General features: G+C 63.8%; 15 protein-coding genes and 1 CRISPR repeat array. Of the genes, 12 read left to right on the top strand and 3 right to left on the bottom strand.

Annotated features, from left to right (window positions below; genetic code table 11):
- Window positions 1-21: 21 nt before the first annotated feature.
- The 7 genes from cas3 (at window position 22) to D5125_06215 (ending at window position 8,105) form a co-directional block, all read left to right on the top strand.
- Window positions 22-2,676 (top strand): CRISPR-associated helicase Cas3', encoded by a 2,655-nt coding sequence (cas3, locus tag D5125_06245; GenBank protein QFY89108.2) that lies wholly within the window; start codon window positions 22-24, stop codon window positions 2,674-2,676.
- Between the two features lie 251 nt (window positions 2,677-2,927).
- A complete protein-coding gene (casA, locus tag D5125_06240) occupies window positions 2,928-4,511 on the top strand; it encodes a type I-E CRISPR-associated protein Cse1/CasA (GenBank protein ID QFY89107.1) in 1,584 nt (527 codons plus the stop codon).
- Between the two features lie 79 nt (window positions 4,512-4,590).
- Entirely contained in the window at window positions 4,591-5,097 is a 507-nt protein-coding gene (gene casB, locus D5125_06235) for a type I-E CRISPR-associated protein Cse2/CasB (GenBank protein QFY89106.1), read from the top strand.
- Between the two features lie 40 nt (window positions 5,098-5,137).
- Window positions 5,138-6,193 carry a type I-E CRISPR-associated protein Cas7/Cse4/CasC gene (gene cas7e / locus D5125_06230; GenBank protein QFY89105.1) on the top strand — a complete coding sequence of 352 codons (1,056 nt, stop codon included), beginning with the start codon at window positions 5,138-5,140 and terminating at the stop codon, window positions 6,191-6,193.
- Window positions 6,194-6,197: 4 nt separating this feature from the next.
- Window positions 6,198-6,950: a type I-E CRISPR-associated protein Cas5/CasD gene (gene cas5e, locus D5125_06225; protein QFY89104.1), complete on the top strand. Its 753-nt coding sequence runs from the start codon at window positions 6,198-6,200 to the stop codon at window positions 6,948-6,950.
- 9 nt (window positions 6,951-6,959) lie between these two features.
- Window positions 6,960-7,640 carry a type I-E CRISPR-associated protein Cas6/Cse3/CasE gene (gene cas6e / locus D5125_06220; GenBank protein ID QFY89103.2) on the top strand — a complete coding sequence of 227 codons (681 nt, stop codon included), beginning with the start codon at window positions 6,960-6,962 and terminating at the stop codon, window positions 7,638-7,640.
- Window positions 7,641-7,820: 180 nt separating this feature from the next.
- Window positions 7,821-8,105 carry a type I-E CRISPR-associated protein Cas6/Cse3/CasE gene (locus tag D5125_06215; protein QFY89102.1) on the top strand — a complete coding sequence of 95 codons (285 nt, stop codon included), beginning with the start codon at window positions 7,821-7,823 and terminating at the stop codon, window positions 8,103-8,105.
- A 224-nt stretch (window positions 8,106-8,329) separates the two neighbouring features.
- On the opposite strand, the gene D5125_06210 is transcribed toward D5125_06215, so the two are convergent.
- From D5125_06210 to D5125_06205, 3 genes are read right to left on the bottom strand one after another with little or no spacing between them, the layout of a single operon-like run.
- Window positions 8,330-8,539 carry a DUF4926 domain-containing protein gene (locus tag D5125_06210; protein ID QFY89101.1) on the bottom strand — a complete coding sequence of 70 codons (210 nt, stop codon included), beginning with the start codon at window positions 8,537-8,539 and terminating at the stop codon, window positions 8,330-8,332.
- A complete protein-coding gene (locus D5125_16945; GenBank protein ID QPB72217.1) occupies window positions 8,536-8,889 on the bottom strand; it encodes a hypothetical protein in 354 nt (117 codons plus the stop codon). Before D5125_16945 ends, D5125_06210 begins: the two co-directional genes overlap by 4 nt.
- A gap of 43 nt (window positions 8,890-8,932) precedes the next feature.
- On the bottom strand, window positions 8,933-9,208 hold the full coding sequence (locus D5125_06205) for a hypothetical protein (protein ID QFY89100.1): 276 nt from the start codon (window positions 9,206-9,208) through the stop codon (window positions 8,933-8,935).
- A 264-nt stretch (window positions 9,209-9,472) separates the two neighbouring features.
- Here D5125_06205 and cas1e point away from each other — a divergent pair, with 264 nt between their 5' ends.
- From cas1e to sbcB, 5 genes are all read left to right on the top strand, one after another.
- Window positions 9,473-10,384, top strand: coding sequence for a type I-E CRISPR-associated endonuclease Cas1 (gene cas1e, locus D5125_06200; protein ID QFY89099.1), 912 nt, complete (start codon window positions 9,473-9,475; stop codon window positions 10,382-10,384).
- A complete protein-coding gene (cas2, locus tag D5125_06195; protein ID QFY89098.1) occupies window positions 10,365-10,673 on the top strand; it encodes a type I-E CRISPR-associated endoribonuclease Cas2 in 309 nt (102 codons plus the stop codon). Before cas1e ends, cas2 begins: the two co-directional genes overlap by 20 nt.
- 137 nt (window positions 10,674-10,810) lie before the next feature.
- Window positions 10,811-21,295: a CRISPR direct-repeat array (repeat unit 29 nt; unit sequence GTGTTCCCCGCGCCTGCGGGGATGAACCG).
- Window positions 21,296-21,363: 68 nt separating this feature from the next.
- Window positions 21,364-21,834 (top strand): hypothetical protein, encoded by a 471-nt coding sequence (locus D5125_06190; protein QFY89097.2) that lies wholly within the window; start codon window positions 21,364-21,366, stop codon window positions 21,832-21,834.
- A 16-nt stretch (window positions 21,835-21,850) separates the two neighbouring features.
- Window positions 21,851-22,036 (top strand): hypothetical protein, encoded by a 186-nt coding sequence (locus D5125_06185; protein QFY89096.1) that lies wholly within the window; start codon window positions 21,851-21,853, stop codon window positions 22,034-22,036.
- A 448-nt stretch (window positions 22,037-22,484) separates the two neighbouring features.
- Window positions 22,485-23,936, top strand: a complete 1,452-nt coding sequence (sbcB, locus tag D5125_06180; GenBank protein ID QFY89095.1) for an exodeoxyribonuclease I — start codon at window positions 22,485-22,487, stop codon at window positions 23,934-23,936.

Below are 23,936 nucleotides of genomic sequence, written 5' to 3'. Positions count from 1 at the left end.
GATCGGTCGGCTTGTCATTTGTTGCCCTATCACTGCCTAGATGTTGCCGCTTGCGGTGAAAGATTGTTGATGAGGCAAGCTGGCTTCAGGCGCTCCTTCAGTCGATTGACAGGCATGGGTGAGGAAGCCTTAGTGACCTGGCTCCGTTTTTTTCTCGCCCTACATGATATTGGCAAATTCTCCAGCGCCTTCCAGGGGCTGCGTACCGATTTAATGCCATCAGGATGTATCAAAAATGCACCCTATAACCCTCGTCATGACTCCCTGGGTTTCTTGTTGTGGCAGGAAAAGCTTTCCGAATCGTTGTGGAAGCGGGATCTTTTCGGTTTGGCCGATGCTGGGGACGAAGATGAGTGGTTCGATCTGCTGGATCATTGGGCGCGGGCGGTCACCGGCCACCATGGTCAGCCGCCCAAGGATGCGAAGTTCAGCCTGAGCCGATATTTCGCTCCCGCCGATTTGGAAGCGGCGGAGGCCTTCTTCCTCGACGTGGCCGCACTGTTCCTTTCGGACAACCCGAGCACGGACTACCCTCCGCCCGGCCAATGGTTGGGACCCACCGCCGAATTCTCCTGGTGGCTCGCCGGCTTCGCGGTGCTCGCCGACTGGCTCGGCTCCAATCAGGATTTTTTCCCCTTTTGCGGCGAGCCCATGCCCCTGGAGCGCTATTGGCAAGAGATTGCCTTGCCCAATGCCGACCGGGCCATCGAACAGGCCGGTCTGCTGCCGGGCATGACCGCTGGTCGTCAGGGTCTCTCGGAGCTATTTGATGGGTTCGTTACGCCCACACCGCTCCAGGCCTTCTGCGAACGACTCGAACCCGGCGGCGAGCCCGAACTGCTGATCCTGGAGGATGTCACCGGCGCGGGCAAGACCGAGGCCGCCTTCCTGCTGCTCAATCGCCTGCTGGCGGTCGGCGCGGGACAGGGTGCCTATCTGGCCGTGCCCACCATGGCCACCGCCAACGCCATGTATGGCCGCACCGGCAAGGTCTACCGCCGCCTGTTCGAGGGCGAGACCGAACCCTCCCTGGTGCTTGCCCACGGCAGCCGCCAGCTGCATGACGGCTTTCGCCGCTCCCTGCTATCCGAGTCCGCCGGCGGCGATGCCTATGAAAAGGGCGAGGCCAATGCCCAGGCCCACTGCAACGCCTGGATCGCCGACAACCGCAAGCGCGCCCTGCTCGCCCAGATCGGCGTAGGCACCATCGACCAGGCCCTGCTCGCGGTGCTCACCTCCCGCCACCAGTCCCTGCGCCTGCTCGGGTTGCTGGGCAAGGTGCTGGTGGTGGACGAGGTCCACGCCGCCGACGACTACATGCTCGGGCTTTTGCGGCGACTGCTGCGCATCCACGCCCGCGCCGGCGGCAGCGCCATCCTGCTCTCCGCCACCCTGCCGCAGCGCATGCGCCGCGAATTGGCCAAGGCCTTTCGGGAAGGCCTGGACGCGCCCACGGCGGAACTCGATTCCACCGATTACCCCCTGGTCACCCGCATCCGCCTTGACGGGGTGGACGAAGAAAAGGTGGATACACGGCAAAGCGTAAAACGTAATCTCCGCTTCACCAGCCTGCGCGCATTCGAACAGGTCATCGACTGGATCGTCGCTCAAAGCGAGGCCGGCCAGTGCATCGCCTGGGTGCGCAATACCGTGGGCGACGCCATCGAGGCCTTCGAAACCCTGTTGAAACGCCTCCCCGCCGAACGGCTCGACCTGTTTCATGCCCGCTTCGCCCTCAGCGACCGGCTGGCCATCGAAGACCGGGTGCTGGAGACCTTCGGCAAGGCGAGCACCGGCAACGGACGCAAGGGCCGGGTGCTGATCGCCACTCAGGTGATCGAGCAATCCCTGGACCTCGACTTCGATCAAATGGTTAGCGACCTTGCCCCCATCGACCTACTGATCCAGCGTGCCGGCCGCCTGCGCCGCCACTGCCGTTCCCTGGATGGTGATCCCGTCGAAGGCCCGGACCAGCGCGGCGAATCCTGCCTGCATCTACTGGCCCCCGACCCCAACGACAATCCGGATGAAAAATGGTACGCCCGCCTCTTCCCGAACGGGGCCTATGTCTATCCCAACCACGCCCGGCTCTGGCTCACCGCCAATCTGCTGGAAGACAAACAGGCCCTCGCGATCCCCGAAGAGCTGCGCATGGCGGTGGAGGCGGTCTACTCCGATGATGCCGACGCCGATCTGCCAACGGAACTGCTGGAAAACTACTGGGAAGCCGACGGCGAAGCCCGCGCCCAGGCCTCCTTGGCCCAAGCCAATACCATCGACTTCGAACAGGGCTATCGCTACCCTGGCAGCGACTGGTGGGAAGACACCCACACACCCACCCGACTCGGCGATAGAACCATCACTCTGCGCCTGGCGCGCTGGGACGGCGAACGGTTGCGGCCCTGGAGTGAGCAACAGGAGAACGCCTGGTCCCTCAGCGAAGTGAACATCCGCCACAAACTGGCGGCCCAGGAGGCCCCGGCGGCATCCACGGAACAGGCCGAGGCGCGAAAGAACCTCAAGGAGAACTGGCCGCGCAAGGGCGAGGGCTACCTGCTGATCCCCCTCACCGAAGACAACGAGGCATGGACCGGCGAAGCCATCAACGAACGCGGCGACACGGTAACAATTCGTTACACCCGACGCCATGGCCTGACGATCGAAAAAACCGCGTAGGGTGCGTTAGCGCCGCCTCGAACCAAGCAATGAACCCTGATGAGCCAAGAGATTTGAAAAGGATGGAAGAGCTGGGAAGCTTTGCGGCGCGTAACGCACCATGGCACGGAGCTTGTGCGTTACGCGTTGCGAGTGATCAACCAAGTGATGCATTATTCTGCCTCTCGCGGTATGCGAAGGTCGGTGGGACAAAACAGGGCGACGCTAACGCACCCTACGATTAACGATCTGATAGAACAAAGGAGAACACGATGAACCTGCTGGATGACCCCTGGCTGCCGGTGCGGAGGCAGAGCGGTGAACGGACGCTGATCGTCCCCTGGCAACTCACCGACCAGATCGACACCGATCCCATCGTCGCCCTGGACACACCCAGGGCCGACTTCAACGGCTCGCTGGTGCAGTTCCTGGTCGGCTTCGTGCAAACCGTCTTTGCGCCCGAGAACGAATCCCAATGGGGCAAATTGTACGAAAAGCCCCCCGAGCCCGAGCAGATCAAGGCCGCCGGCCAAGCCTACCGCGAGGCCTTCGAGCTGGATGGCGATGGGCCGCGTTTTTTGCAGGACTATGACATTCTCAAAGACGACATCAAGGGCATCGGCGGTCTGCTGATCGAAGAGCCGGGCGGCAATACCCTGAAGGAGAACCGCGATCTCTTCATCAAGCGCGGCCAGTACGACCACCTCGGCCTGCCTGCCACCATCGCCGCGCTGATTACCCTTCAGACCAACGCCCCCAGCGGCGGAGTCGGCCATCGCACCTCCATGCGCGGCGGCGGCCCGCTGACCACGCTGCTGGTTCCCGACCCACTGCGCGACCCATTGCCGGTGAATCTCTGGCGACTGGTCTGGCTGAATGTCCTCAGCCAAACCGAACTCTCTGCCATGAGCGGTGATCCGACCCAGGACAAACCCGCCGACATCTTCCCCTGGCTCGCCCCCACCCGCACCAGCGAGGCTAAAACCGGCGTGGAGACCACGCCCATGGATATTCATCCCTACCAAGTGTATTGGGGTATGCCCCGTCGAATCCGCCTGGAACTGGACGAGCTGGAGAAGGACGAATGCCCCCTGACACGGGAACCGAGCCCGCTGGTCAGCGGTTACCGCACCCGTAACTACGGCGTGAACTACACCGGCCCCTGGAAACATCCCCTATCGCCCTATAGCCGAAACAAGGACGGCGACTACCTGCCGTTGCACCCCCAACCCGGCGGCATCGGCTACCGCCACTGGCTTGGATTGGTACTGGGTGAACAGGACAAGGTCGAGCCGGCCCAAGTGGTGACCAACAGCCACGCCTCCCGCGCCCGCCGTCGACGCCATACCCGCCTCTGGGCCTTCGGTTACGACATGGACAACATGAAGGCCCGTGCCTGGTACGAGTCGCTGATGCCCCTCTACCACATCGAAGAGACCATCCGCGACGCCTTTGTGGATGATGTGAAAGGCATGATCCTCGCCGCCTCCGAGATCGCCTCCAACCTGCGCGGCCAGCTCAAGAAGGCCTGGTTCAAGCCCAAACACAAGGTCAGCGGCGATCTCTCCTTCGTGGTGGAGGCCTTCTGGCACCACACCGAGCCGGATTTCTACAACCACCTGGAACAACTGCGCGAACGATTGGAAAAGGGCGAATCGGTCCAGGATCTGCGGGAGGCCTGGTTCCGCATCCTGCGCGAACAATCCGTCGCCCTGTTCGACCAGTGGACCGCCACCGGCGCGCTGGAGGACGAAGACCCCAAGCGCATCGCCGTGGCCCGCAACGAGCTGCACAAGTTCAACTACAAAAAGGCCATCACCGATGCGCTGCGGATATCCAATAAGAAGGCAGCGTGATGCCGAAGTCCAGGAGGAGTGCCAGTCCTTCAATGACTGGCACTCCTCCTGGAGCAAATGACACCCAAAGGAGCCAACTATGACCAACCCACAACCCAAGGCCCCGGAAAAACCGGACTCCAAGGCTCACATCCTGGAGTGGTGGAGGGAGATGCAGCAGGACCGGGGTGCCCGCGCCGAGCTGCGGCGAGCCAAGACCCCCACCGAGGTGATCCTGACCCCGTCCTACCACGACCTACGTTATCGTCTGATGCCTGCCGGCTGGCGCAACGACACTGCCTTGACGGTGGTGGCCGCGGTGCTGGCCCAGGTGGAGATCCACGACGGCAAGGCCCTCTTCGCCGCCCAACTGGCCGCACCCTCCGGCAAGGGCGGCGACAAGGCGCGGGTCAGCGGACTGCGCTTTCGCCGACTGCTGCAACATCGCACCCCCGAAGAGCTGATGGGGCCGCTGATCCGCGCCGTGCGCCTGCTGGACAAGACCGCCAACGTCACCGATCTGGCCGATAGCATCCACTGGTGGGGCGATCGCAAGCGCCGGGAATGGGCCTTCGCCTACTACGCCAAGAACCCCAAGGCCGAATGAAGACCACGAACGAAACAAACGAGAAATCGAGGAGCCAACCATGAACCGTTTTCTACAACTGCACCTGCTGACCAGCTATCCGCCTTCCAATCTTAACCGCGACGACCTGGGCCGCCCCAAGACCGCCATGATGGGCGGCGAGACCCGCCTGCGTGTCTCCTCCCAAAGCCTCAAGCGGGCTTGGCGCACCTCCGACACCTTTGTGGAAGCACTGCAAGGCCACGTGGGCACCCGCACCAAGGAGATGGGTAATCGCACCGCCAAACTCCTGACCGATACCGGGGTGAAAGAGAAACAGGCCCGGGAGTGGGCGCGCGCCATCGCCGAACAGTTCGGCAAGCTCAAGAAGGCCAAGGATGACGGCAGCGAAGAAGGATTGCACATCGAACAACTGGCCCATTTCGGACCAGAAGAAGAGGCCGGGGTGGACGCCCTCTGCAAGGCCCTGGCCGAACGCCAAAGCGCGCCCGAAGCCGAAGAGCTGAAACTCCTGCGCGGCGATCAGCAGGCCGCCGATATCGCTCTGTTCGGTCGCATGCTCGCCGCAGCCCCCCGTTTCAACGTGGAGGCCGCAGCCCAGGTGGCTCACGCCATCACTGTCCACAAGGTGGCGGTGGAGGATGACTTCTTCACCGCCGTGGACGACCTCAATAACGGCGAAGAGGACATGGGTGCCGGCCACATGGGCGAGACGGAATTCGGCGCGGGGCTGTTTTACCTCTATGTCTGTATCGACCGCGAGTTGCTGGTCAAGAACCTCCAGGGCGACCGGGAGCTGGCCAACAAGACCCTCGCCGCACTGGTGGAGAGCGCCGCCACGGTGTCGCCCACAGGCAAGCAGAACAGCTTCGCCTCTCGCGCCCGCGCCTCCTATCTACTGGCCGAGACTGGAAATCAGCAGCCCCGTTCCCTGTCGGTGGCCTTCCTCGAATCCATTCGCGGCAAGACCATGCTCAAGGAGGCCATCGAACGGCTGACCGATGCCCGGGACAAGATGGACCGGGTCTACGGTTCATGCTCCGATAAAGATGCCGTACTCAACGCCTACACCGGCGAGGGCTCGCTGGCCGATGTCATCGCCTGTGCCACGGAGTAACGCCATGGCCCGTTATCTGTTGTTTCAACTCTATGCGCCGCTCGCCGCCTGGGGTGACGTAGCGGTGGGCGAATCCCGCCCCAGCGCCACCCGGCCCGGTCGTTCGGCCCTGATCGGCCTATTGGGCGCGGCACTGGGTATCCGTCGTGACGACGAGGCGGGGCAGGATGGCTTGGCCAAGGGCTATCGCTTCGCGGTGCGCGAGCTGGCCCAGGGCAGCCTGCTGCGCGACTATCACACCGCCCAGGTCCCCTCCCGTGCAGCCCTGAAAAAGGCCCCGGCTTACACCCGGCGTGACGAACTGGCGGTGGAAGTAAACACCATCCTCTCCGCCCGCGACTACCGTTGCGACGGCTATTGGCAGGTGGCGGTGGAGGCGACCGGCGATTCGCCGCCCCACGACCTGGAGCAACTGGCCGAGGCCCTGGGCCGACCCCGCTTCAACCTCTACCTCGGGCGCAAGGCCTGCCCGCCGGCACTGCCCTTGCAGCCTCAAATCGTCGAGGCCGACTCCCTGCAAGCCGCCTTCGCCCAAGGAGACTTCACCGGCCCCGAAGGCTTCGTGGCCGAACTGGGGCTAATCGCGAAGGGGCACGGACTGGAACAGGAAGGCGGTTCCCTATATTGGGAGGCCGGCATGGAGGCCGGCATTTCGGCGCGCCAGACCTACACCCGCCGCGACCACCCGCGCACCCGCTTCCGCTGGCAGTTCGACGAACGCCAGGAGCACCACGGCACCCTGTCCACGGAGGAGTAAAGCATGTATATGAGTCGATTGACCCTGCTCCCCGAGCAGGCCAAACCGAGCCAGCTGGTCCAGGTCAGCGCCGCCGACGGTTACCGTCTGCACCAATTGGTGTGGAATCTGTTCGAAGAAGTCGAAGGCCAGCGCTCCTTTCTCTACCGTCAGGAGAGGCACCAAGGCCTGCCGCGTCTGCTGGTTCTCTCCGAGGAGGAACCCATAGATACCAAGGGTATCTGGGATATCGAGCCCAAACCCTACGTTCCCAAACTCACCACCGGCGAACGCCTCGCTTTCTCCATCCGCCTCAACCCGGTGGTGAAGAAGCGGGACGAGCAGGGCCGCCAACACCGCCACGACCTGGTGATGGAGCAAAAGAAGCAACTGGAGCAGGAGGGCATCCCCCGCGACCAATGGCCCGCCCAGAGCGAACTGGCCCGCCGCACCGGCGTGCAATGGCTCGCCCAGCGCGCCAAGACGGCAGGCTTTGAACTGCACGAGGGCGAGCTGATGGCCGAGGAGTACCGCCAACACCGCCTGCGCAAACCCGGTAACTCACCGATCCGCCTCAGCACCCTCGACTGTTCCGGCCTACTCACCGTCACCGATCCCGAACGACTGGTCCAGACCCTCAAGAGCGGCCTCGGTCCCGCCAAGGGCTTCGGCTGCGGGTTGTTGCTGGTGCGGCGGGTTGGGGGTGGGTAGCGTGGCTCTTGGGAAAGTCGATGCTTTAGTCGGGCCAAGTGGATGGGCAAAGGTGCTACACCTATGCGCAATAATTGTGCAGAACTCGCAGCGCCATGCCTATCAATACGCCTTCGCAAGATTAGGTGTGCGGCAGAAGAGAAGCGTGAAATAGTTTAGGGGCTTCTTAGGCAAGCGTGGCTGGAAAAACGCGCCGAAGCCTGCGGCTTCCGCCTGCTCGACTGCACCGTGATCGACGAGGGGCTGTTGCCCGCCTGGAAAAAGGACGAGGGCCAGGAACCACCCAAAGGCCAGAAACCCAGAGGCAAACGCCTCACCATCCGCGCCGCCCGCTACGAGGGAATGCTCCAAATCATCGAACCCAAGGCATTTGGCAAGACCCTGGAAAACGGTATCGGCCCCGCCAAAGGACTGGGGTGCGGGCTGTTGAGTCTGGCACCGAGCAAAACCCAGCGTGATGGATAAGCGCGCAGGATGGGCCAAGGCGCCCTTCCTGTGCGATTTGCGTCTGGCCGGTACGGACCAAGCTCAAGGCCGCTCTGGCTGCGGTTGAAGGCGTAGCCACCAGCAAGATCGGCCTGGAAGGCGTCTATCAGACCCGGCTGACGCAGCAAGTACCTGGGCACCATCACCGACGAGGACCGGCTGGAGCTTTACAAACTGATGGCGGTGCGGGTTGAGGTGGAGGGTTAGGCGGCATGTGCGCCAAAGTAGTCAACAGACGATAAAAAGCGCCCCTCTACAGGCATAACTTCCAGGGTACCGCCTTTTTCGTCCACGAATTCTACTTCGTAGGCATCCTCCCCCAACGGCAGCAAAACCACGCCGCGAGTTCCTGCACTGATCCCGTCGAGGTCGTGTGTTGCGGTAACAACGTCTAATTCAGAGAACCCAGTCATTCTTTTTGCCTCTTGGTGTCTATGTAGGCCGTGACCAACTGTGGTGCGCCACCGGCTTCCCTAACGATCCATGCAGTAGTAACTATAGCAGTTCCTTTCGGTCCTGTAATAGGAATCGGAACTGTGTATGTGGTGCCGTAGTCTGATTCCCTGGACGATTCGAAAGATGCATGCTTGACCCCTTCTCTGATCTGATCTTCAAGCAGGCCGGCTTTTGCAGCGGTGATTCCAAGTATCGACTCAAAAACACGCGCCTTGTTCCGCCCAACTGGATGGGCTCGGTTCAAAACGTACCCAGTCAGCTTGCTAGCTGGAACAATAGCCTTGTCGTTCTCGGGGATTCTCGTCATATCGTTGACTATACCACCAGCGGGGCGCCCCAACTGATACGGCTCAGGCCGGTACGGGTGGGTTCACCAAGTCCTCGATCTTTGCCCCTTTCAGCACCTGTTCCAGCTTCTGCCGACTGCCGGCGATCCGGGCCGCCTTGCGCGGGCCTTGCTCGCGTAGCACCTTGGCCAGAAACGCCTTCTGCGCCTTGGCGTTTTCCTTGCCCTGGCTGCCGTCGATCAGGCGCTTGATGATAAGACGGCACCGGCAATAAGGATGCGCCGTTCGGATCGGTGCCTGCTTCTTGGGGTAGATGCCAGCCCCCAGCCCCCAGCCCATAGGCGTCCTGATAAGCCCAGAGGTCGCAAAACCAGATAATGGCAAACGCAAGCAGCCTTTGTTGAGGAGCCAAAACGGTATTGCTTTGAGGCAGGATTTACGGTGAACTTCAACGCCAGTGACGAACGCCCTCCCTCATGGATAGCCTGATCATTGCCACCGCAATGTGCCACGATCTGGTGCTCGTCACCTGCAACAAAAAGGGCTTCGCGTCATTCCCGGTGCGAATTGCAACCCACTGGACCGACTGAAAAATACACCACCATGCTGCCTGACCTGACCCCCATCCCCATCAAGGAACGCAACTCCATCCTCTTTGTCGAGCGCTGCCATGTGGACGTGCGCGACGGGGCCTTCGTCATGATCGACAAACAAGGCACGCGCACCCATGTACCTGTGGGCGGCACCGCCTGTCTGCTGCTGGAGCCCGGTGTGCGCCTCTCCCACCGTGCCGCCGCGTTGGCGGCCAAGGTGGGTACCCTGCTGGTATGGGTGGGGGAAGGCGGGATCAGGCTCTACTCCGCTGGCCAGCCCGGCGGGGCGCGCTCTGACAAACTGCTCTATCAAGCCAAGCTGGCGCTGGATGAAACGGCGCGGCTCAAGGTGGTACGCAAGATGTATGAGCTGCGGTTTGGCGAAGAGCCGCCCAGCCGACGCAGCGTAGAGCAACTGCGCGGCATCGAGGGCGCACGGGTAAAAAAGACCTACCAACTGCTCGCGAACAAATTCGGCCTGGTCTGGAAAGGCCGAAGCTACGATCAGGAAGACTGGGACAAGGCCGACCTGCCCAACCGCTGCCTCTCCGCCGCTACCGCTTGCCTCTACGGCGTCACCGAGGCTGCGGTGTTGGCCGCCGGTTATGCCCCGGCCATCGGCTTTGTCCACACCGGCAAGCCCCTCTCCTTTGTTTATGATATTGCCGACATCGTCAAATTCGACACCGTAGTGCCGGCCGCCTTCAGGATCGCCGCGCAAGGCCCGTCCAGTCCCGAACGCAAGGTGCGTCATGCCTGCCGTGATGCCTTTCGTGAAAGCAAGATGCTCGATAAGCTGATCCCCATGATCAACCAGGTACTAGACGCCGCCGGCGAAAAGCCCCCCGAACCCGCCCCTGAGGCAGTGCCACCGGCCATCCCTAACAAAAAGGGTCTCGGCGATGCTGGTCATCGTAACTGAAAACGTCCCGCCACGATTGCGCGGTCGGCTCGCCGTCTGGCTGCTGGAAGTGCGTGCCGGGGTTTATGTGGGCAATTACTCGGTGCGGGTGCGGGACATGATCTGGGAGCAGGTAGAATCGGGTATCGAAGAGGGCAATGCGGTAATGGTCTGGCGTGAGCGCAACGAATCCGGCTTCGATTTCAAGACCCTAGGTCCCAACCGCCGTATGCCCTGCGACTACGACGGATTCCGCCTCGTCAACTTCCTGCCTGAAGTGCCGGACGACGACGAGCTGGACGCTCTTTAACAACCCGGCAAAATCGATGACAATACCCCTGCGGTTCCATGCTGAAGGCGATTTTCTCGCTATGCCAACGGCCCTCATTTGCTGGTGGATTTTTTTCGGTGCTTTTTTTGACGGATAATCAAATTGCTACAGGAAGTGTGTTCCCCGCGCCTGCGGGGATGAACCGGCAGTGACCCGGCTACCGGGAGTAGCTGGGACGTGTTCCCCGCGCCTGCGGGGATGAACCGGCGGAGCAGTGGTGGCGCAGCAGGATCATTGCGTGTTCCCCGCGCCTGCGGGGATGAACCGGCCACGGCCACCTTTATGCAGTCACCCCACAAGTGTTCCCCGCGCCTGCGGGGATGAACCGCGGATAAAAACGGACTTCTTGCCGTCGGTCAGGTGTTCCCCGCGCCTGCGGGGATGAACCGTCGACGTAGATGCGAGTGCTCGGCACGCCAGCGTGTTCCCCGCGCCTGCGGGGATGAACCGCCCACGGCCTGCTCGATCGGCCCACCGTCGACCGTGTTCCCCGCGCCTGCGGGGATGAACCGAGGTCTATCAGCCAGGCGATCCGGCTTTCTTCGTGTTCCCCGCGCCTGCGGGGATGAACCGACGTGCCAGCCCAGGCTGGCATAGTGAAGGGCGTGTTCCCCGCGCCTGCGGGGATGAACCGCACATGCGCATCGCGGTAGATGCTGCCAATTGGTGTTCCCCGCGCCTGCGGGGATGAACCGGCTGAACTGTCTCCACCGCCACCGCCTCAGGCGTGTTCCCCGCGCCTGCGGGGATGAACCGGATCACCAATGACCACCATCACCCTATCCGCCGTGTTCCCCGCGCCTGCGGGGATGAACCGTCGATGCCGCAGCGCACCCGGTAGCGCGTGCCGTGTTCCCCGCGCCTGCGGGGATGAACCGGTCCGTTTCTGGCAGTGGCTATCCACCTGGGCGTGTTCCCCGCGCCTGCGGGGATGAACCGGCCAATATGCTGGCCGCCAGCGTGCTGGCTCAGTGTTCCCCGCGCCTGCGGGGATGAACCGTCGGTCCACTTGCCCCAGGTGCCATCGGGCTTGTGTTCCCCGCGCCTGCGGGGATGAACCGAGCTTGTGTTACCCCTTCGCAGGTTATCCGCAGTGTTCCCCGCGCCTGCGGGGATGAACCGGCGCCACCCGCTAGCCAACGCTGGGACGGTGAGTGTTCCCCGCGCCTGCGGGGATGAACCGGTCGCTCGCCAGTTGGATGTCGGCAAACACCGGGTGTTCCCCGCGCCTGCGGGGATGAACCGACCTACGACGGCACCTACAGCGCCCAGCGCCAGTGTTCCCCGCGCCTGCGGGGATGAACCGCGGATAGCAGATCGCCCGTCTGACTGGTCAGAGTGTTCCCCGCGCCTGCGGGGATGAACCGACGGCAGCACATCCTGCAAGTCGGTGGCCAATGTGTTCCCCGCGCCTGCGGGGATGAACCGATATTGAGTCTGCTGCGGTCCACCGAGCCGAGGTGTTCCCCGCGCCTGCGGGGATGAACCGGCCACGGCGGCCGCGCCGGTGATGTCGCCGGTGTGTTCCCCGCGCCTGCGGGGATGAACCGTAGCATCAGCCGCCGCCTTGTTGTGCACCGCCGTGTTCCCCGCGCCTGCGGGGATGAACCGGGGGCATCCAGTGCCGCCACGACCGTCGAGGGCGTGTTCCCCGCGCCTGCGGGGATGAACCGTGAGTGATTACCCTTGGCGCGGCGCAGGCAAGGTGTTCCCCGCGCCTGCGGGGATGAACCGGAGCGGATACGATGAACAACTATTTGGATTTCGTGTTCCCCGCGCCTGCGGGGATGAACCGGGCGGTGCCAGAGGGCGCACCTTGCGCGAGATCGTGTTCCCCGCGCCTGCGGGGATGAACCGGACCTTGATGCTGGCACCTTGACCCTGGCCGAGTGTTCCCCGCGCCTGCGGGGATGAACCGTCGCCGGACATGGCGAGCGACAGGCTGGGGATGTGTTCCCCGCGCCTGCGGGGATGAACCGGCCATTGCCGTGCCGCGTGGTGTCCCAGGCATGTGTTCCCCGCGCCTGCGGGGATGAACCGGTGACAACCACCGGGCGGATGAACCGCAAGGTGTGTTCCCCGCGCCTGCGGGGATGAACCGTCGGCCACCAGGTGCTCGCGTTCCTTCTTCGGGTGTTCCCCGCGCCTGCGGGGATGAACCGTTGGTGCATACACCGTTGCCGCATAGCAGGTCGTGTTCCCCGCGCCTGCGGGGATGAACCGCGTTGCCTCTCAGAACGGCACCGATTGTTCCCGTGTTCCCCGCGCCTGCGGGGATGAACCGACCCTGGTGGCAATGGACTGTTTCGGAATGCTGTGTTCCCCGCGCCTGCGGGGATGAACCGCCGGTCATTCTGTCCGCCGAGGCTGGCCTGCTGTGTTCCCCGCGCCTGCGGGGATGAACCGCTGCGCTGGGATGTGATCGACGGCCCGATGAAGTGTTCCCCGCGCCTGCGGGGATGAACCGCCACCCTGGTGGCCGAGCTGCGCGGCATCGGCGTGTTCCCCGCGCCTGCGGGGATGAACCGTTGCGGAGCCACGCGGGCGCTGCGCTCGCCCTGTGTTCCCCGCGCCTGCGGGGATGAACCGTGCCGAGATTCATACTAAGTTGGAGCGCAAATGTGTTCCCCGCGCCTGCGGGGATGAACCGGGTAGCCTGCTGGGTGTAACATCTGCAGCCCCTAGTGTTCCCCGCGCCTGCGGGGATGAACCGGTGCTGTTGGTTTATGATTACTCTAATCACAGGTGTTCCCCGCGCCTGCGGGGATGAACCGTATGGTCCGATTTTCGGGGTTGACAACCCATCCGTGTTCCCCGCGCCTGCGGGGATGAACCGACCTGGGGATTGATCCTGTTTTGGGCAGCAAAGTGTTCCCCGCGCCTGCGGGGATGAACCGGCGTCGCGGACCAGGTGGTCGAGCAGGCTGATGTGTTCCCCGCGCCTGCGGGGATGAACCGTATTCCGGCTCAGCGGTTTACAGCGCCGTAGGGTGTTCCCCGCGCCTGCGGGGATGAACCGCCGCTACCCAGCAGCCCGATGATTGATATGACCGTGTTCCCCGCGCCTGCGGGGATGAACCGGGCCGCCAGCAGGGGGTTTCGACCTATGCCGAGTGTTCCCCGCGCCTGCGGGGATGAACCGCGCTCGGCGTGCAGGGGTGGGACCACGTTTGCGTGTTCCCCGCGCCTGCGGGGATGAACCGCCGCGATCCAGTGTGCCTTCCACCATGCTGGTGTGTTCCCCGCGCCTGCGGGGATGAACCGCCCTCACCGAAGGCCGCAGCGGTGCCGGGCAGGTGTTCCCCGCGCCTGCGGGGATGAACCGCCTATCGGCGCTGGTGCAACAAACAGGGCGAGGTGTTCCCCGCGCCTGCGGGGATGAACCGCAAGGCCCTCAACAGCCTGGCCGATGCCGTGCGTGTTCCCCGCGCCTGCGGGGATGAACCGCCGCCGCGATACCACAGGCGCCACAGGTCGGGGTGTTCCCCGCGCCTGCGGGGATGAACCGGAATATGTCAACGCACTCCGACGCCTGCGCCACGTGTTCCCCGCGCCTGCGGGGATGAACCGGAGAACACCCATGCACAGCCCTGACCAGATCGGTGTTCCCCGCGCCTGCGGGGATGAACCGCGGGTGCAGATGTTGAGCGGGTTGCTCTGAGCGTGTTCCCCGCGCCTGCGGGGATGAACCGTATGAGCGGGACAAGGCGGCGGGGATGGTCAAGTGTTCCCCGCGCCTGCGGGGATGAACCGTAGCAGGCAAGATTGGCAGATTGGCCAGGGTGGTGTTCCCCGCGCCTGCGGGGATGAACCGAACAGGAGCTGGCGCGACTGTACCAGCTGGATGTGTTCCCCGCGCCTGCGGGGATGAACCGTCCACATCAGCCCGGTACTTCGGCAGGAAGCAGTGTTCCCCGCGCCTGCGGGGATGAACCGGGTGTCGGTCTGCGCCGTGCCCGGCGCGGTGTGTGTTCCCCGCGCCTGCGGGGATGAACCGCGACCGATGCGTTGATGCCTGTGCTGCGCCGGGTGTTCCCCGCGCCTGCGGGGATGAACCGAAATCCAAAGCCGCTGCTCGGCAGTCCTGGATCGTGTTCCCCGCGCCTGCGGGGATGAACCGGAGTACATCAAGCTGGGCGAGGGCTACGGCGCGTGTTCCCCGCGCCTGCGGGGATGAACCGTAACGCCGCTTGCCGCGCCCCAAGAAGCCCGCGTGTTCCCCGCGCCTGCGGGGATGAACCGCCGCCAGTAGTTCACCGGCTTGCTCATCAAGAGTGTTCCCCGCGCCTGCGGGGATGAACCGTGCATCCACTGACCAGTGGGTATAGTTGTTGTGTGTTCCCCGCGCCTGCGGGGATGAACCGCACTCGCCAGACTCCATCCAGGCGCGGGTGGCGTGTTCCCCGCGCCTGCGGGGATGAACCGACCCGCACCCGGCGCGAGATAGCCGAGCAGCAGTGTTCCCCGCGCCTGCGGGGATGAACCAGTGGGCCATGATGTAGCCGATCCAGTTGAAGAGGTGTTCCCCGCGCCTGCGGGGATGAACCGTTAACTGCTGAGCGAGTTCCGGCCGCGTTCTTGTGTTCCCCGCGCCTGCGGGGATGAACCGCTTCCAATCGGGTATCGAACGGGTCGTTAGTGGTGTTCCCCGCGCCTGCGGGGATGAACCGTATCTGGCCAGAAAAAACGGCACCACCAGCTGGTGTTCCCCGCGCCTGCGGGGATGAACCGGTAGGCGTCGGCCTGGGCGGTGCCGATGGGGTGTGTTCCCCGCGCCTGCGGGGATGAACCGAGCGTGGTGGTGCCGGTGACGATCAGTCAGGGGTGTTCCCCGCGCCTGCGGGGATGAACCGAGGTCCGGCACGCCCTCGGGCACGGCGTAGGCAGTGTTCCCCGCGCCTGCGGGGATGAACCGTATGAGCGGGACAAGGCGGCGGGGATGGTCAAGTGTTCCCCGCGCCTGCGGGGATGAACCGCGCAGAGCAGATACAGGTACTAGAGGACATAATGTGTTCCCCGCGCCTGCGGGGATGAACCGATTCTTACGCTATTATTTAAACCATAGAGAGGGTGTTCCCCGCGCCTGCGGGGATGAACCGACGCATGGGATTGCCTGCAAAGAGACGATTAGCGTGTTCCCCGCGCCTGCGGGGATGAACCGACCATCACCAACACCATCGAGACCACCCAGCTGTGTTCCCCGCGCCTGCGGGGATGAACCGCTTGGTGATGCTCGCTGTACATTGGGACTATGGTGTTCCCCGCGCCTGCGGGGATGAACCGCCGGTAGATATGATTGCCCGCTGTATGAAATCGTGTTCCCCGCGCCTGCGGGGATGAACCGGTCTATATCCGCCAGCGCCCGACCGTCGTGGTGTGTTCCCCGCGCCTGCGGGGATGAACCGCAGCTCATCCCCGGTCTGCGCGCAAAACTCCGGTGTTCCCCGCGCCTGCGGGGATGAACCGAACAATACGAGAAAATGAGAACTGCCGCCAACGGTGTTCCCCGCGCCTGCGGGGATGAACCGGTATTGGCGCTGGGATACCTCCCAGTAGCCGGGTGTTCCCCGCGCCTGCGGGGATGAACCGTTCCATTGCGTAGCAGCGGCGTCCGGTTTGCTGTGTTCCCCGCGCCTGCGGGGATGAACCGGCCATCGGCGGATTGATGGTCGGGATGCACGAGTGTTCCCCGCGCCTGCGGGGATGAACCGTGGTTGTTTTTTAACTGTTCTGGGTCTGTTCTGTGTTCCCCGCGCCTGCGGGGATGAACCGCAACCAGCGGCGATCTGGTGATCTTTGCCGTAGTGTTCCCCGCGCCTGCGGGGATGAACCGCCGGAGAATGGAGCGAAGCCATAGACAACGGAGTGTTCCCCGCGCCTGCGGGGATGAACCGTCATCGGCGCTCAGTGCGGGCAGGGTCCATTGGTGTTCCCCGCGCCTGCGGGGATGAACCGCGCTCGATTCGCTCTTGCTCGGTCATTGCGCCGTGTTCCCCGCGCCTGCGGGGATGAACCGTGGCTGACCGAATACCCGGAGCCATATTTAGCCGTGTTCCCCGCGCCTGCGGGGATGAACCGCCGATGACGGCAGGCGTCAACGGCCAGGCATAGTGTTCCCCGCGCCTGCGGGGATGAACCGACCATCACCAACACCATCGAGACCACCCAGCTGTGTTCCCCGCGCCTGCGGGGATGAACCGAGATGGCCTTGTCGATCACCAGCTCCAGCTTGGTGTTCCCCGCGCCTGCGGGGATGAACCGCTGCGCCGTAGTGGCCGCTGGCGGGTACACCAGTGTTCCCCGCGCCTGCGGGGATGAACCGGCGGTCTCATCCACCTCTTTCCCTGCCAGGTCGTGTTCCCCGCGCCTGCGGGGATGAACCGGCTCGGATGCCGGCATCGCAGAAGCCGAGCTTGTGTTCCCCGCGCCTGCGGGGATGAACCGCCGCTGCCTCGTGCCCAACTGGCAGGTGTGCGGTGTTCCCCGCGCCTGCGGGGATGAACCGGGCTGCGTGGAGTTGATGGGCAAGGCGCTGGGGTGTTCCCCGCGCCTGCGGGGATGAACCGCCATCATTCGATGCCAGATTTCGGGAATGAAAGTGTTCCCCGCGCCTGCGGGGATGAACCGTTTTTTTTCGCTTCCCTCTGGTTATCTACGAAGTGTTCCCCGCGCCTGCGGGGATGAACCGCACTCGCCCTCGGCGGCGTCCAACCAAACCTGGTGTTCCCCGCGCCTGCGGGGATGAACCGCCCGAACCCCTTTCGAGTGCGTCACTCGCCAAGTGTTCCCCGCGCCTGCGGGGATGAACCGGTCGGTATCATCAATCACTGACATGCTTGTAAGTGTTCCCCGCGCCTGCGGGGATGAACCGATTGAACTATTGTGCATACTTATCCCCATGAGGTGTTCCCCGCGCCTGCGGGGATGAACCGTATTGCACAATAGTTCACGGATAGGCAAGAACGTGTTCCCCGCGCCTGCGGGGATGAACCGGGTTTAGGTTGGCACGCGGACGCGCGCCCTCGAGTGTTCCCCGCGCCTGCGGGGATGAACCGCCGAGCAGCAGGCCCTGCCCCTGGCCAACCCGCGTGTTCCCCGCGCCTGCGGGGATGAACCGCGAGAGCTGGCTAGGCAGTGCGGCATTTCCACGTGTTCCCCGCGCCTGCGGGGATGAACCGGTCTGCGTAACCATCCCTGCCGAAAAGCGCCCGTGTTCCCCGCGCCTGCGGGGATGAACCGGCGCGCATCCCCTCGGCCAGCCGCTGCGTACTGTGTTCCCCGCGCCTGCGGGGATGAACCGGAAATTCTGCCCGGCGTGGCGGGGTACTCGCTGTGTTCCCCGCGCCTGCGGGGATGAACCGTAGACCTGCCATTTGTGGACTCCTGCGAAGGGAGTGTTCCCCGCGCCTGCGGGGATGAACCGACATGATGGTGGTATTGCCCAGCCTGGAACTGGTGTTCCCCGCGCCTGCGGGGATGAACCGCCACCGGCCAGCCTACAGCCTACGCCTTCTCGGTGTTCCCCGCGCCTGCGGGGATGAACCGGCCGAGGACCTGCTGGCCGATGGCAAGACCCTGTGTTCCCCGCGCCTGCGGGGATGAACCGCCAGCTATCAGATGCAGGCCCCGCCCTCAGATGTGTTCCCCGCGCCTGCGGGGATGAACCGCCCTACAGATCAACGGCAGCCCCATCGGCTGGGTGTTCCCCGCGCCTGCGGGGATGAACCGTCATCGCCACCATCAACGGCAACCCGCTCAGGGTGTTCCCCGCGCCTGCGGGGATGAACCGCGCCTGGAGTTGCCCGGCGGACCGCTACTGCAGTGTTCCCCGCGCCTGCGGGGATGAACCGGCGGCCGAGAACGAAATCAGCATGCCCAGCCTGTGTTCCCCGCGCCTGCGGGGATGAACCGACTTCGTGGACGCCAGGCCAATAGTCAACGGGGTGTTCCCCGCGCCTGCGGGGATGAACCGCGGGTCTCGAACTCAGCCTTTTTGTCCGGGTCGTGTTCCCCGCGCCTGCGGGGATGAACCGCGATGGAAGCGCCCGCCGAACCCGATACCAGCGTGTTCCCCGCGCCTGCGGGGATGAACCGGGGAGTCGTGGTGATGGGTGGATTTACAAAACCGTGTTCCCCGCGCCTGCGGGGATGAACCGACATCGCGCGTTGTGCCCGAGCCATGGGTGGTGTGTTCCCCGCGCCTGCGGGGATGAACCGGAGGCGTATTTGGCGGCGTGCGAGATTCATGAGTGTTCCCCGCGCCTGCGGGGATGAACCGTCGATCAGGCAGTCGGTCAAGCAGTTGCTGGAGTGTTCCCCGCGCCTGCGGGGATGAACCGTGGCGCATTTGCGCCCACATGGCTTCGTTACCACGTGTTCCCCGCGCCTGCGGGGATGAACCGGCATCGGCGGCCGCCTCACCCTCGTTCCGTAAGTGTTCCCCGCGCCTGCGGGGATGAACCGACGCGCACGGCCCTGGCCAAGGCGGTCTCCGGGTGTTCCCCGCGCCTGCGGGGATGAACCGGCGGTCACGTTGCTGTTCCTCCGGGGTTTCTAGTGTTCCCCGCGCCTGCGGGGATGAACCGAGCTGAAGCAGATGGCGCCGATGAATCCGGAGGTGTTCCCCGCGCCTGCGGGGATGAACCGACGCCACTACCCGTCATCAACTCTGGAACAGCGTGTTCCCCGCGCCTGCGGGGATGAACCGGCGACGGCTGCTGAGGCGTTGCAGCACATTCGGTGTTCCCCGCGCCTGCGGGGATGAACCGGATGCTGTGGTTTCATGGTTTTCTCTTAGGGCGTGTTCCCCGCGCCTGCGGGGATGAACCGTTGCGGTCCGGTATTCGGGGTTGGACAGTACAGTGTTCCCCGCGCCTGCGGGGATGAACCGCTGCGCTCCACCGAGCCGGACTGGTGGGTGTTGTGTTCCCCGCGCCTGCGGGGATGAACCGTAAACCAAGTGCTGCAACCCACATAGCCACGTGTGTTCCCCGCGCCTGCGGGGATGAACCGTGTAGTTTTACCATCGGTGCATATTAGCTTTTCGTGTTCCCCGCGCCTGCGGGGATGAACCGGCTTCCCCCGCGCCAAAGCGGAGCAGTGGTGGGTGTTCCCCGCGCCTGCGGGGATGAACCGGTTTTGACTGCTGAAAAAACAGTATCAGTGGTGTGTTCCCCGCGCCTGCGGGGATGAACCGAGTTTAGGATTCTACTTACTTTCGGCGGCCCTGTGTTCCCCGCGCCTGCGGGGATGAACCTAGTAACCGAGAAACTCTGACTCTACGGAAGTCGTGTTCCCCGCGCCTGCGGGGATGAACCGCTCCGCGCCGGGCGCAGCCAATGGACCCTGCCGTGTTCCCCGCGCCTGCGGGGATGAACCGTGCTTGTTCGCAAGGGTAACGACCAGTGGTGAGTGTTCCCCGCGCCTGCGGGGATGAACCGCCAGCGGATGGAGCTGGAAGAGGTTGTGGGCCGTGTTCCCCGCGCCTGCGGGGATGAACCGGATAGACTCATCTGGTGTAACATCTGTTTATCAGTGTTCCCCGCGCCTGCGGGGATGAACCGTACCACACGGCCTTTGCCAGCTTCCAGGCGATGTGTTCCCCGCGCCTGCGGGGATGAACCGTCTGTATCGGTCAGGCCGAACTCGCCGATGTAGTGTTCCCCGCGCCTGCGGGGATGAACCGCCGCAGCCCGCGACCACGACGCATTCAAGCGCGTGTTCCCCGCGCCTGCGGGGATGAACCGCTACTACCAGGAGCTGCGCCAGGAGATCGCCAGTGTTCCCCGCGCCTGCGGGGATGAACCGTCCTCCCAGACCTCGGCATCGGCGGTTTCGCCGTGTTCCCCGCGCCTGCGGGGATGAACCGGTGGTCTGGCGGCCTTCGATCAGGGTCATGGGGGTGTTCCCCGCGCCTGCGGGGATGAACCGCCCCAGCCGTAACCACAGCCGCCATCGGCGCTGTGTTCCCCGCGCCTGCGGGGATGAACCGCAATCAACCCGCCTGCCAACGTGCCCTTGCGGGTGTTCCCCGCGCCTGCGGGGATGAACCGGCGGTGCCGATGACGGATCAGGTGATGTGCGAGTGTTCCCCGCGCCTGCGGGGATGAACCGGGGCTACCGGGCAGTAGTCGTCGCAGCGGATGGTGTTCCCCGCGCCTGCGGGGATGAACCGGGTTGCGCGGAGCTGATGGGCCGAGCGCTGGGGTGTTCCCCGCGCCTGCGGGGATGAACCGGCGTCGGAGTTGAATACGTTTAGTGATGCCATGTGTTCCCCGCGCCTGCGGGGATGAACCGCACACGCCGATTCCGTTTCTGAAAGAGCTGAAGTGTTCCCCGCGCCTGCGGGGATGAACCGGGAATCACCGTATCCGGGCCGCCCTGGCGGCCGTGTTCCCCGCGCCTGCGGGGATGAACCGGATTGGGCCAGGGATGCGGCTACGGGCAGGGAGTGTTCCCCGCGCCTGCGGGGATGAACCGTTGCAGCAGACCCGGCAGGCGCGCCAGCAAATGTGTTCCCCGCGCCTGCGGGGATGAACCGCAATGGGTTGGGTTTGCCAACAAGCAGGAAGTGTGTTCCCCGCGCCTGCGGGGATGAACCGCCCTGGACGGCCAGGATGCCAAGCTGGATCAGATACTGGAAGCATGACTGGCAAGCGCGGACCCGGTTGTGGCAGAACGCGCCAGGGGTATACTTGAGCGTATGCGATCTGACGAAGCTGCAGGATTCATGCTGGCCGCCCAGGCTGTTGCCAAGGAAGCAACAGACTTCAGCCAGGTTTGGCGTGATGGTGAGGCCAGCTTGCTGCGACACATTGGCGATAGAATCAAGCTAGGCCATGCCAAGGATGTGCAGGAATACATACGCAAGACCTGTGACTGCTTAGAAGACGCCACTGCATTTGCCACCGCAAGGGGCGGTTATGAAAGGATGGTCGTCTTGGAGTCAGCAGACTGGACTTTGGTCTATACTGAATCAGGGATGCTGGTAACTTCTTTTCAGAAGGTCAAGGGTCGGGAAACGCCGAAGGAAAGGTATACCCGGCTAAGATGGCAAGTTAGCGAGGCCGAAATTAATGACTACATTAAAGCAATCAATCGAGGGTTACGCTTACGGTATCAGGAATTTCTATCCCGGTGACGGTGAGGCTGGGGTCTTGAACAGTGAGCGCCGGTTTCTTGAGACGCAGCTGGGCGTCTTGTCAGACCAAGACAAGCAGAAAATCGCAGAGACAGATGCGCTGGTGCCATCCGTTGCTGCCAAGGCGCGTGGTATGTGGGAAGAAGACGAAATGCGCGACCTGGTTGAGTTCATCCAAGGCGAGCAGCGAGCAGCCGCCTAATCCCATCCCCTGACATCCGACAGCCGCCTAATCCCATCCCCTGACATCCGTCAAATAAACGACTGTAGGGATGCCTCAGGTGGAACAGCTGTGGAAACTACCTCAGCCCTTGGCGACCGGCTATTGCCCCTAACCAAAGGGGGTTTAATGGGTAGAGAATTGACCTCCCCCTTTGCAAAAGGGGGATTGAGGGGGATTCTGGCTGAAGAAATCCCCCTACCCCCTTTGCAAAGGGGGGGGATTAGATGCTCTGTCCTTAAGAGATGAGAGTGGGCGAGTAGTTACATTTAATCTGCGATAATCGGCGTAATCTGCGGTTTATAGGTTAAAACAATTCTGGGCCGTTCTTCCCACCGGCGCAGTAGGAGCAGCCTAAATCCGACAGGCCCCTGGCTGCTGGAATAAACTCTGCGCCCTCTGCGTCCCATTTTGTATCTAGAGAACACCCATGCAAGAAACCAGCTTTTTTTGGCATGACTACGAGACCTGGGGCAGTAATCCGCGCTGGGACCGGCCGGCGCAGTTTGCCGGGGTGCGCACCGATCTGGACCTGAACCTCATTGGCGAGCCGGTGAACTTCTATTGCAAGCCGCCGCGGGACCGGCTGCCGCACCCCATGGCGCTGGTGGTCACCGGCATCAGCCCGCAGTATGCCGATGAGCAGGGCCTGATCGAGGCCGATTTCTTTGCCGAGGTGCATAGACACCTGAGCGAGCCGGGCACCTGCGGCGTTGGCTACAACAGCATCCGTTTCGATGACGAGGTCACTCGCTACGGCCTCTACCGCAACTTCCGCGACCCCTATGGTCGCGAATGGCAGAACCAGTGCGGTCGCTGGGACATCATCGACATGCTGCGTCTGACCCGCGCCCTGCGTCCCGAGGGCATCAACTGGCCGGTGCGCGAGGACGGCGCCCCCAGCTTCCGCCTGGATCAGCTGACGGTCGCCAATCACATCGAACACGGTGCCGCCCACGATGCCCTGGCGGACGTCTATGCCAGCATCGCCCTGGCCCGGCTGGTGCGCCAGCGCCAGCCCAAGCTGTATCAGTATGTGCTGGATCACAAGGGCAAGACAGCGGCCCGTGGCCTGTTGGATCTCAACCAGAAAGGCCTGCTGCTGCACGTCTCCGGCATGTTCCCCGCCGAGCGCGGCAGCATAGCCCCGGTGATGCCCCTGCTGCAGCATCCGAGCAACAACAACGGCATAGTCGTCTGCGACCTGACCCAGGACCCGTGCGCCTGGCTGGACCTGCCCGCCGAGGAGATCACCCGCCTGCTCTACACCAGCCAGAGCGATCTGGCCGAGAACGAGCAGCGCCCGGCGCTGAAGACGGTGCATCTGAACAAGTGCCCGGTGCTGGTGCCGCTCAACACCCTCACCGACTCGGCCCGGCGCGAGTGGTCGATTGATTTGCAGCAGGCCGAGGACCACCGCCAACGGCTGCTGGCGGCCATGGCCGGTCTGACCCCCAAGCTGCTGGAGGTCTTCTCCGCCAATCCCTTTGGTCCGGAGACAGATCCGGAGCAGGCGCTGTATCAGGGCTTTATCGACAACGCCGAGCGCAAGCGCTGTGACCTGGTGCTGCAGCTGAGCGAGAACCCCGAGGCACTGGCGACCACCCGCATCCCGTTCAAGGACCCGCGCCTGCCGGAGCTGCTGTTTCGCTACCGCGCGCGTAACTGGCCGCATAGCCTCAAGTCGGAAGAACAACAGCGCTGGCACCAGCTGTGCAGGCAGCATCTGCAGCAGGGCGAGCTGAGCGGCGAGGCCTTGCAAAGCGAAATCGCCCGCCTCAGCCAGGAGCGCCCGGACCGTGCCGCCGTCCTCGCCAGCCTGCTGGACTGGGCGGAGCTGTTGCACGCTGAGGCAGAAGGGTCCGCCAATGAACATAAATAG

It is taken from the genome of gamma proteobacterium SS-5 (genome assembly GCA_009497875.2).
Classification (GTDB): domain Bacteria; phylum Pseudomonadota; class Gammaproteobacteria; order Chromatiales; family Chromatiaceae; genus Magnetovirga; species Magnetovirga frankeli.
This window is presented reverse-complemented; position numbering and strand designations above follow the sequence as displayed.